A 207-nucleotide genomic window follows, 5' to 3' on the forward strand; every position below is an offset into this window, starting at 1 on the left:
GTCGTGCAGGAAACCGCCCGAGCGTGTGTACGACGTCCCGGGCACACTCCGGTCCGGGTGGTAGAGGGACTCGACGTCCCATCCACGGTCAGCCGGGAAGTCCGACATGGCGTCGACACCCTCGGACACCAGCCGCCACAGGTCCTCCGGCGACGACACCCCGCCCGGATAACGGCACGCCATCCCCACGATCACCACCGGATCGTC

At 68.6% G+C, this 207-nt stretch carries 1 protein-coding gene; it reads right to left on the bottom strand.

Going from position 1 to position 207, the window contains the following annotated elements; all coding sequences use genetic code 11:
- Positions 1-195: beta-ketoacyl synthase N-terminal-like domain-containing protein (locus ADK41_RS16530; RefSeq protein WP_432422510.1), on the bottom strand; the 195-nt coding region annotated here is incomplete at its 3' end.
- Positions 196-207: the final 12 nt, after the last annotated feature.

Source organism: Streptomyces caelestis (genome assembly GCF_001279005.1).
GTDB lineage: Bacteria > Actinomycetota > Actinomycetes > Streptomycetales > Streptomycetaceae > Streptomyces > Streptomyces heliomycini.